Below are 10,796 nucleotides of genomic sequence, written 5' to 3'. Positions count from 1 at the left end.
CCCTAAAACACCTGATTAATTAAACTCTTTTGTAAGGCTTTGGAACTTGATATTTTGGATTCAATTTGGTTAGTTGTTTTAAATAATAAATCTAATTCACTAGCAATCTTTTCTTGAATTTCAAGTTTAGGCTTAGGCACCTTAATTACTTCTAAACTTTTTCTAGCTATTCTTTGCCTAGTTGTTCCAGAAGCTAATAAATTAGCTTTATGTAAAAACTCTCTAGTATTTACAAGGTGAAGTAAATATCTATTGTTTGAATGTTCTTTATCAACTCTTGCGACACAGCAATCCACGGCAGTTATCATTTTATCGTCTATTTCTTCTACAATACAAGCCCGTCCAATTGGATCAGGCATTCTTGCTATCAAAACATCTTCTGGTAAAACTTCAAAACACCTAAGTCTTTTAAATGTTTCCTCATTTATGTATCGTCTTGATTTGTTAATAAATTTTCTGACTCCAATATCTGCTAATTGTAATAATCTAATACCTTCATTAGATTGATCTTTTGATTCAATCCAATCACCATCAATAAATTTACCACTATCTGAAAAACTAACAATATTCTCAATTGGGTGGTTCTGTTTCCAAATTAAATTGGATGCAGATACTTCCAATAATAATTTCACCCTTTCCAAAACCTCCAACTCCTTTTCAATCACGGCATCCATAGCCCAAAGTAGTTTTGCTAATTGCGCTTGTTGGTCTTTTGGTGGGAGGAGAAATTCGTAATTGGCAACATCTCTCCATCTACAATGTGGGTTTGTAGAGCCAATTATAGCTCCAGTAGTATGTGCGTAAAAGGACTCACTATGAAAAAGAAAGGGAATAAATTCAGGAACTAAATGCTCTTCATTCGGTTCGAGAGTTAATGTTTTTTCTCCTGTAATACCATCAAATGAAGCCAAGGCTGTTCTTCTTAAATGTGGGTTTCTAGTTGGAAACAAGATTTGTCCTTTTCTAAAAATCTTATAAAAATAAGGATTCAATTCATCGCCACTTTCTTGACTAGACCATCTTTTAATATGTAAAGATTCTGCATCCATATGGCTTACCTTTAAAAAACGATCAAATCTATTTCTAGCATTTTCTTTATCGTTTTCTTCCTTTTTAGTAAAAACATCTATTAACTTAACAGGTACCCATTTATTTTTATCTATTATAAATTCCATTAAGACAACGATTTAAATAATTCATTCATACTTGACTTTAATTTTCCTCCAACAGCACTCCAATTTTCATATGATTCATTTAAAGGGAGCGTTAAACCTTGTGAAATTCTAGATGAAGCTACATAATTAGTTACAAGTAGTGAGGCATCATTTTTCAAGACATCTTCTACACTTACGACCTTTGCAAACCCTTCTTCATCTTCAAATTTATTGTAAGCATTAAAAATTTTGTCAATATGATGATCTAATAAATAAGATATTGTCTTTTCATCCTTTACCTCCTTAAAAGCATTTATAAATAATATTTTACCTTTTTTATGTTCCTCCTTATTTGTTCTTCTGATTAATAAAGCAGACTCCATCGATGAATTGTAAAATAGATTTTTACCTAGTGCAATAACGCAATCAACAGTATTTGTTTCAATCATATTTTTTCTCATTTTCTTTTCATTGTCTCTAAAAAGTATCCCGTGGGGCCATAATTGAACACATCTACCATTTATATCATCCAGGCTTTTATCAATATGCTGTTCAAAAGCATAATCGGCACAACCCTGCGGTGGTGTTCCCCATATATTACGTCCGTAAGGGTCGTTTGTAAAACTTTTTTGGTCCCAACTTTTAATGGAGTAGGGTGGGTTTGCTAATATTACATTGAATTTTTTTAGTTCATCGTTTTCTAAAAAGGCAGGGTTGGCCAAGGTATCTCCACGTACAATGCTAAACTCTTCTATACCGTGCATAAACATATTCATACGTGCAATGGCCGAAGTAATTAGGTTAATTTCTTGTCCGTATAATTTTAACGTACGGTATTCTTTTCCTTCTTCTTTTAAATGCAAGGCACAGTTTAATAACAAACCACCGGAACCACAGGTTGGATCGTATACACTTTCACCTGGTTGTGGATCCATAATCATCGTCATTAATTTTACAACAGTTCTATTGGTGTAAAACTCGGCTGCTGTATGACCGCTATCATCAGCAAATTCTTTAATTAGGTATTCGTAAGCGTTTCCTAATTTATCATCCGGTATGTTACTTAAACTTAGTTTATGTTGTGAGTAATGCTCTATAAGATTGGTTAAGGTTTCATCACTCAGTCGGTTTTTGTTGGTCCAACTGGCATCACCAAAAATACCATACAAAGTATCTGGGTTTGCTTTTTCAATAGCACGCATGGCATCTTGTAAAGCCACACCAACATTTACAGTCGTTTCTCTAACAGTATTCCAATGTGCGCCTTCTGGCACTTGAAAATGATGATTTTCTGCAAAAGAGGCATATTCTATGTCTCCATCACTTTCTTTTAGTGCGTTTTCATATTCTTCGTCATATACATCGCATATACGTTTGTAAAACAACAACGGAAAAATGTATTGTTTATAATCTCCGGCATCTATGGTTCCGCGTAATTGGGTTGCTGCTCCCCAAAGGTATTTTTCTAGTTCTTTTTGGGTCATTTAGCAATTTTTATTTTATTCAAAAAAATTGTTTTAATTTTTAAAAAATCATCATTTCTATCTCTCATCTCTTGTAAAATATCAAATAATTCACTCCAAACATCTATCATCTCACTAGCTGTTTCATCGAAAGCATCATCAAATGACTGACCACTTATTGAAACAATAGTTTGCTGATCATGTTCAATGTTTTTTAACTTATAAATTAATTCTGTAAGCTTCTTTGGAAGACTATCGGATATATACAAGTGCGAATAGTCTTCTAGAAATTTATTACAAAAACTTAATATTTTATCTATGGAATTATTTACTTCTAATGCTACATGAAAATAATATTCACTATCATCTTCAAAAAAATGTCCAGAGGGGAGTTTACGATCAAGATCTAATGTGAATTTATGAAATTCTTTAAGCGCTTTTAACAATTCTTGATTTGACTTACTATCTCCAATATTATCAAAAACAGCTGTCATTTGTTCCGTCATTAAACGTTGAGTATCAATCTCTGTTCTTTTTTTTTGTTCTTTTAAAAGCTCTACTTGCATTTTTAAATCTGCAAGTTTAGAGTCCTTATCATTTATCAATTTCTTATTTGCTATTTGTAGTATATTTTTAACTGCCCTAACCCTAAAAAAAAGTATAATTAGACCAAGTAAAAAACCTATACTACCAGAAATAATTGAAGCAAGAATAGTATTATTCATAATTATATAAACTCTTTCAATATTTTTTTAAACTTTTTTTCCGCTTTTAAGCTCTCATTCCAAGAAAGTTTTAAATCAGATAATGCATCTTCAACAGAAGGTAGATTGTCTTCAATGATTTTTTCAATGTATAATGGAATGTTTAAGTTAAAGTCATTTTCTTCAATATCACTCATTGAGGCTACTTTTACATAATTCTCAACATCTTTGTTTTGTGAATACCAATCAAAAATTTGATTTACATGTGCTGGTTCCAAGAAGTTTTGAGCTCTACCTACACGAATTTGATCTGATGCATCAATAAACAGTACTTGCTCTTTTTTTGAACTATCTTTATTTTGTTTAAACACCAATACACAAGCGGCTAATTGTGTACCATAGAATATATTTGCCCCTAAACCAATTACGGCTTCTAGCAAATCATCTTCTAATAATTTTTTTCTAATTTTTCCTTCAGCACCTTTTCTGAACAATGCACCATGTGGAAGTACAACCGTCATTCTACCAGTACTATTCATAGATTTAATCATATGTTGTACCCAGGCCATATCTCCATTTCCTTTGGGTGGCACACCTGCAATGTTTCTTCCAAAAGGATCGTTTGCCCAATTCTCGGCTCCCCATTCTTTTAAAGAGAACGGAGGGTTGGCTATTACGCAATCAAACGTTTTTAAACCATCCGCTTCAAAGAATGCCGGGTTGCGTAGCGTATCTCCTCTAAATATTTGAAAATCTTCAATTCCATGTAAGAACATATTCATTCGGGCAATAGAACTGGAAGTAAGATTCTTTTCTTGACCAAAGAGTTTTAATGTTCTGTAATCTTCTTTATTATGTTTTAAATGATCTACACATTCTAATAACATACCACCAGTACCACAAGCGGGATCGTAAATACTTTGCCCTTCATGGGGATCTAATATTAGTCCTAATAAATGAACAACAGAACGCGGTGTGTAAAATTCACCTGCTTTTTTATTTGTTAAATCAGCAAAATGCTTGATTAAATACTCGTATGCATTCCCTAACATGTCTGGATTTACGTTTTCGTTTCCAAGATTATATTGAGAAAAATGCTCAATTAAATCAATGAGCAACTTATCCGAAAGTTTGTTCTTATTACTCCACTGGGCATCACCGAAAATTCCATATAAAAATTCTTGGTTTACTTGCTCAATACCTCTTAAGGCTTTTTCAATAGCCAAACCAACATTTGTTGTAGTTTCTCTTACATTTTTCCAGTGACAATCTTCTGGCACTTCAAATCTGTGAAATTCTGGTAAAGAAGCATATTCAATATCTCCATCACTTTCTGAAAGTGCTAGGTTATATTCTTCATCATAAACATCTGAAATGCGCTTAAAAAATAAAAGAGGAAATATATAAACTTTAAAATCGGAAGCATCAACTGGTCCTTTAAGAATCCAAGCTGCTTTCGATAAATATTGCTCTAATTGGGATAGGGTTAGTTTGTTTTTATTCATAGATAAGATTTACATTCAAAAATAGTGATTTTGAAAGGATAAAAAGGTGATTTTACAGAACGTTTTTTATTTCAAAATCAATAATCAAAGATTTATCAAATTTTTATTCCATAAAGCTAAAACTACATCCATTTGAGAATTATATTTTTTATCTTGATTTTGAGCTAAATTCCATAAATCCACAGCTCCTATATTATCTGGATTTTTATTTCTGTTCTTTAATATCTCCAAAGCATTTAAAGCATAAACCTTATTTTCTTTTACTCTTGGGGCATAATTCCCTTTTGGAATACCTTTTACAGCTCCTACTTCACAAAGTGAAAAGAAGGTTGATCTTGGACATCCTTTATCTTGACTTGATTTTGATGTAAACACATCTTTTACTGCTGCTTTCCAAGCTAAAATTGGATCTTTTTTAGTTTCGTAATAATTTACAGCCTTAAGAGCCGCTAATCCATATTTATTCATAGAGGATAGTTTTAATTAACAATTAAATTGTTTTTAACTCAGTACTTTGTTGCCAACAGTTTTTTATTTCGTCATCACGTCCTTAAACTTATCAATTAGTAATTCCATTGGAAATTTGATAATTTGAGTTTTTATTTTGTTTCGAACATCTCGTGTGTCTGAATTAACAAACTTTCAGGCTCTTCATTTCTTTGATTGAGATTTTTCAAATCATAACGTTTCTTAACTTCTTTTGCAATTTCACTATTCACATAAGCTAATGAATTACTTTTTTCAATAATTGCCAAATAATCTCTCATTAATTCTCTATCATTTTGAATCATAAGAAATACTTTGTCTGTTAATTTTTCGCTAAATAAATCAATTACTTTTTCCTTAAAATCTTTTAAATCTTTCATAATAATACTTTTTATTAATTATTTTACTGATATTTTCTAACTTAATTTTTAGTATTGTTTTATTCCTTAATAGAAAATTATACCATATGTTAGAACACTTTACATCCGCAATATTTAAGCTGTTTGTAACTTTAGATGTCGAGATAAGCCTTATCTTTAATTGCTATTAACAATTTTTATCAACCTAAAGTAATTGCATTAAAAAAGATGCTAAAATTTAGCACACCTTTATTTTTAAGAAAAACTCATTAATGTTTAGCAATTATTAAATATTGAGGTTAACACTCAAATTTAAGAAGTAAAATTGAATTTGTTAATGATAATTATCAGACTTGAAAAATTATAAGAAAATAGGAGAGGGCTTTAACACTTCTAATTACTATAAACTTAGTTAATATTTTTTTAGGAGTTTTTATTAAAAACTAAATAAGCTATAAACAATAGTAAATATATTGTAAGGTAAAACAGGTAAAAGTTTCTGAATTTTTTGTACTCGAGATTATCGGGATAAATATTTCCAAAAAGCCCTTTTATTTCTTTAAAAAAAACCGGTTTAATATTAATTACCCAACTATCTGTTTGATAAACCATTTTACGGAATTTACTTCTGTAGTAGCTTAATGGCAATCCCCAGATGACAAAAAGTATAAACCAAATATTTTTAAGTATAAAATCCATTGTTGCTTATTTTTTTGGGAACCATGGAAAAAATGAATTGGTATTTTCAATGTATTCCTTGTATTGTGGTTTTGACTTGTTTAAGGTTTTTTCCAGCAATGCCACACCCGAAACCTTTATAATTAGTAAAGTCATAATTATTGAGCCAATAATTTGCCAATAACTTCCGGCTGCAATACTAAGTAAGGCATAGGCCCACCAAACTGCCGAATCGCCAAAATAATTAGGATGTCGTGTATATTTCCAAAAGCCTGTATTCAATACTTTTCCTTTGTTTTTGGCATCTCGCTTAAATCGAGACAACTGAAAATCACCTCCCGCTTCAAACATAAAACCAACCAGCCAAATTAAAATTCCGGCATAATCTAGCAGATTAAGACTTCCTGAATAGTTACTCATACTTATTCCTAATAAGGGCAAAGAAACAATCATAATAAGAACGCCTTGTAACAAAAAGGTTTGAAAATAACTGAACCACCAATAACGCTCCGATCCATAATTACGTCTAAATTCCTGATACCTGAAATCTTCTCCTTTGCCAATGTTTCTAGAGGCAAGATAAATGGCAAGTCTTATGCCCCAGATGGTAACCAATACCAATATCAGTATTTTTCTGGTATTTAATTCGCCAGACATAAAAACATAAAAAGCATTAACAACTACAAAACCAGCACCCCAAAAAATGTCAACGATACTCACGTTTTTTATAAATATGCTCCAAACCCATAAAAGAGTTACTAAAATCCAAATTAGCAAGGAAGCCTTTAAAAAAAGGGTCATCATAAGTTTCTATTTGATATTAAGTTAATATAAGATGTTTTTATGTTATCAATTTCTTGTTAAGTTAACAATTTCACAATATAAAAGCCAGAAAAACTAACGAAAGCAGAAAGAACTGAACCCCAAATAATATCAATAAAAACGATTGAAAGCGGCCAACTCTTTAGAGTGGCTAAATTGGTTAGATCATAAGTAGCGTAGGTAAAGAAACCAAATAAAGCACCCATCAAAATTGCATTATTAATAGAGTTTTTATTTACCGATGGGTAAATTGCGAAAATTGAAATTCCTAGTACAAAAATAAAGTAAAAGATGAATGCTGCGGTCCAATTAACTTTATCCGATAAAAAGCCACCTAAGTATTTTTGATAGATACCTTTAGCGATTACACCTAACCACAACAAATCTACAATTAAAAAAACCAAAAAAGTGAGCAAGTAACTAAAAATTATACTTTCTATATTCATCTTAACTTCTTGTTTAAATATTAGTATTCCTTCTGTTCTACTTTAATGAGTTTAGAAATATTGTAACAACGTTTTTGTATTTTATTGAGTAACTCATTATAAAGTTTTTCTTCCATTTGTGGCTTGCGATTTAAAATCCAAAGATACTTATCTGAACTGCTTCCAATAACTGCCCATTGATAATTTTTATCCAATTCCATAACATAATAATCGCCATAAAAAAACAAGAAAAAGGATACTTTTAATTTTGCAGGGTAGTTATTAAGGTCAGGTATTTTTGCTTTACCAACTGATTGTGAAAATTCACCTTTTAAACTATTTTTATAGCCGCTATTTATTACTTTAATTTTACCATCTTCTCGCATGGAATAATTTGCAGTAACGCCTACTAGTCCGCGTTCAAAACTATGGTCGTAACGCGCAATTTCATACCAAGTACCCAAATATTTTTGGATATCCAATTCTTTTACTACGGTATTATCAATCATGGTTTTACTGGGTTTACAACTAACAAAAGAATTAGCAATAAAAATAAAAGTAATTAAGGTTAAGTAAATATTTAAACTTTTCATCATTCCATTATTATTTAAAGTTAAGTATTAATTAACGAAACGATAAGAACTAACTTGTATATTTTACAATGCAACTTTTAACGCCTCTATTAACTGATCAATTTCCTCCATACTGGTGTAATGCAAAAAAGAAATTCTCAATACGCCAGGTTTTCTTGGGATATCCATATCTATAAGAGGACGAACCGCATAAAAATCGCCCTTCCCTAACATTATTTTGTGTTTTACTAAAGTTGCATAAACCTGATCAATAGTTCTATTGTTAGGAATAATTGAAACAGTTGCCGCTCTTACTTCTACATCATCAGGACCTATTATTTGAACATCATCACGAGATTTTAAAAAATCAAGTAAGCGCTCCAAAAGTGTTTTTTCGTGCTCATTAAATAATTTATTTAACGCTCTGTTTTTTTGTGCAGGTTCTGCTTTCTCATCAAAATGGTGCTTATAAACCGCATCAAAATAATCCAAAACTCCACTAACAGCTGCAATTTGAGCGTGATCAGGTCCTGCTGGCGTTAACATAGCTCTGGTTATACCTTCTTTGAAAAAGTGAGATTGGTTTTCCATCTTTCCTATCAGCTCTTTATTCACATACATCATTCCCAAATGAGGACCATATGTTTTGTACAATGAAAAAAGATAAATATCTGCACCCAAATCTTTTAAATCAGGAAAAGCATGAGGGGCGTAAGCAACTCCATCCACCACAGATAAAGCTCCATGGTTATGAGCTTTTTGGCTAATTTCTTTAACTGGGTTAATGTGACCTATTACATTCGAGCAATGCGGAAAAACCAACATTTTTGTTCGGTCAGAAAATAAGCCTTCCAATTCATCTAAAATCAATAATCCTGTTTCCGCATCGACATGCCATTCTACAATTTTAATTCCTTTATCGGCTAATTTTCTCCATGCACCTGCATTTGCTTCATGATCTTGACAAGACACAATGATTTCGTCACCGTTCTTTAATATTGGACTCATAGCGTTTGCCAAAACATAAATATTTTGTGTAGTGGATGGACCGAAATGAATTTCTGAGCCTTCAACATTCAAGTAATCAGCCATTCTTTTATAAGAAACCTCCATTAATTCTCCAGCTAACATTGAAGCAGGATAAGGATAGTTGACCTGCACCTTGTTTTTCATATAAAAATCGGTTAATCGATTAATAAATTGAATACAAGGATAGGATCCTCCAGCATTTTCAAAAAAAGCCCATCCCTCTAAAGAAGGCTCAGAAAAAGCTGGAAATTGTGCGCGAACAAATTCTAAATCAAGTTTCATAGTTAAATAGTAAATCGTTTGTTAAATGTTTGTCGGTTTGTTTATATTTTAATAGGATTGTTCTAATCATTAGTATTTAGCAATTTTTTATATACTATGTTAGGCACTGGCATTTAAGGATATATAATTGTAAATACATAAGTTACGAAAAGGATAATTAGAATAACTCCATACAGAATATTTGTCCTTCCTTTTGACAATGATAGCATTACCGTGAATATTGTTAGTCCTAATAATACCATAGAAATATTATTAAGACCGAGAACAATGTCAATTTTAAAGATGGTACTTACTACTGCAACGGAAGGTATTGTTAATCCTATAGCTGCCAATGCTGACCCTAAAGATAAATTTAGACTGGATTGAATATCGTCTTTATAAGCTGCTTTTGTTGCAGCTATGCCTTCAGGCAATAAAATTACTAAAGCGATAATAATACCAAGTAGCGAATGAGGTAAATTAGCCTCAATAATATAATTTTCTATTGTTGGTGAAATAGTTTTGGCCAGTAGTACCGTAATTATCAGACTTATGATTAAGAATATTATATTTAAGATTAAGGAAGAATTTTCTTTAGTGTATTCTTCGGATTTTTTTTCTGTCAAAAAATAGTTGCGGTGTCTAATTGTTTGGATATATATAAAAGCAATATAAATTACCAAACAAGAAAGTGATACAAGGATTAGTTGAGGCTTGCTGAAACTTATATAATTTCCACCTTCTGAAAAATTAGGTAATACCAAAGTAAGTACAAGGATTGCAACCAGACTTACTAAAGTTGTATTAACTGATTTTTGATCAAATTTCTGTTCAAAATGTCTAAAACCACCAATTACAATACATATTCCAATTACAATAGTAAGCAGTATCATTACTGCCGAAAAAACCGTATCACGTGCTAAAAACATTGCTTTTTCTCCGCCTGCAAGCATTAGTGAGATTATAAGAGCAACTTCTATGATCGTAATGGATACTGCTAAAATAATTGTACCAAATGGTTCTCCTACCTTGTGAGCGATTAATTCGGAATGATGAACGGCAGACAGTATAGAGCCTATTAATAAAGCAACTACAAGGAATTGACCAAATATATTAAAGTCAAATATTCCACTTGCATATACAATTATTGATAAAATTGGTATTATTCTGTCCCAGTATGATAAATATTTCATAGTTTTTGTATTATACTGATATAGGTTGACCATTTTTTTATTAAAATTCGTTTTATTAAATAGTCAAATACTGTAAATTTTGTTTATTTCTTCGATAGCTTTTATAATTTACATTTTGATTTATATGTACGTGTTTTGGCGTTAA

11 protein-coding genes are annotated in these 10,796 nt (G+C 31.2%); all 11 read right to left on the bottom strand.

Features of this window, described 5'->3' with window-relative positions; translation table 11 throughout:
• Nucleotides 1–2 precede the first annotated feature (2 nt).
• Nucleotides 3–1,175 (bottom strand): restriction endonuclease subunit S, encoded by a 1,173-nt coding sequence (locus tag BX611_RS14600; protein ID WP_115882706.1) that lies wholly within the window; start codon nucleotides 1,173–1,175, stop codon nucleotides 3–5.
• Entirely contained in the window at nucleotides 1,175–2,638 is a 1,464-nt protein-coding gene (locus BX611_RS14595; RefSeq protein ID WP_115882704.1) for a type I restriction-modification system subunit M, read from the bottom strand. Before BX611_RS14595 ends, BX611_RS14600 begins: the two co-directional genes overlap by 1 nt.
• Nucleotides 2,635–3,183 (bottom strand): hypothetical protein, encoded by a 549-nt coding sequence (locus BX611_RS14590; protein ID WP_147296432.1) that lies wholly within the window; start codon nucleotides 3,181–3,183, stop codon nucleotides 2,635–2,637. Before BX611_RS14590 ends, BX611_RS14595 begins: the two co-directional genes overlap by 4 nt.
• A gap of 161 nt (nucleotides 3,184–3,344) precedes the next feature.
• Nucleotides 3,345–4,826 carry a type I restriction-modification system subunit M gene (locus BX611_RS14585; RefSeq protein WP_115882700.1) on the bottom strand — a complete coding sequence of 494 codons (1,482 nt, stop codon included), beginning with the start codon at nucleotides 4,824–4,826 and terminating at the stop codon, nucleotides 3,345–3,347.
• A gap of 84 nt (nucleotides 4,827–4,910) precedes the next feature.
• A complete protein-coding gene (locus BX611_RS14580; protein ID WP_115882698.1) occupies nucleotides 4,911–5,294 on the bottom strand; it encodes a DUF6979 family protein in 384 nt (127 codons plus the stop codon).
• A gap of 131 nt (nucleotides 5,295–5,425) precedes the next feature.
• Nucleotides 5,426–5,692 carry a hypothetical protein gene (locus BX611_RS14575; RefSeq protein ID WP_115882696.1) on the bottom strand — a complete coding sequence of 89 codons (267 nt, stop codon included), beginning with the start codon at nucleotides 5,690–5,692 and terminating at the stop codon, nucleotides 5,426–5,428.
• Nucleotides 5,693–6,376: 684 nt separating this feature from the next.
• Nucleotides 6,377–7,153 carry a DUF1295 domain-containing protein gene (locus BX611_RS14570; protein ID WP_115882694.1) on the bottom strand — a complete coding sequence of 259 codons (777 nt, stop codon included), beginning with the start codon at nucleotides 7,151–7,153 and terminating at the stop codon, nucleotides 6,377–6,379.
• Nucleotides 7,154–7,209: 56 nt separating this feature from the next.
• Nucleotides 7,210–7,617, bottom strand: a complete 408-nt coding sequence (locus BX611_RS14565) for a DUF2177 family protein (protein ID WP_115882691.1) — start codon at nucleotides 7,615–7,617, stop codon at nucleotides 7,210–7,212.
• Between the two features lie 20 nt (nucleotides 7,618–7,637).
• A complete protein-coding gene (locus BX611_RS14560) occupies nucleotides 7,638–8,105 on the bottom strand; it encodes a lipocalin family protein (protein WP_115882786.1) in 468 nt (155 codons plus the stop codon).
• Nucleotides 8,106–8,252: 147 nt separating this feature from the next.
• Nucleotides 8,253–9,479 (bottom strand): aminotransferase class V-fold PLP-dependent enzyme, encoded by a 1,227-nt coding sequence (locus tag BX611_RS14555; protein WP_115882689.1) that lies wholly within the window; start codon nucleotides 9,477–9,479, stop codon nucleotides 8,253–8,255.
• Between the two features lie 113 nt (nucleotides 9,480–9,592).
• Nucleotides 9,593–10,651 carry a calcium:proton antiporter gene (locus tag BX611_RS14550; RefSeq protein WP_115882784.1) on the bottom strand — a complete coding sequence of 353 codons (1,059 nt, stop codon included), beginning with the start codon at nucleotides 10,649–10,651 and terminating at the stop codon, nucleotides 9,593–9,595.
• Nucleotides 10,652–10,796: the final 145 nt, after the last annotated feature.

It is taken from the genome of Lutibacter oceani, assembly GCF_003384935.1.
Classification (GTDB): domain Bacteria; phylum Bacteroidota; class Bacteroidia; order Flavobacteriales; family Flavobacteriaceae; genus Lutibacter; species Lutibacter oceani.
The sequence above is the reverse complement of the archived record's forward strand: the minus strand, read 5'-3'. Positions and strand labels throughout refer to the sequence as shown.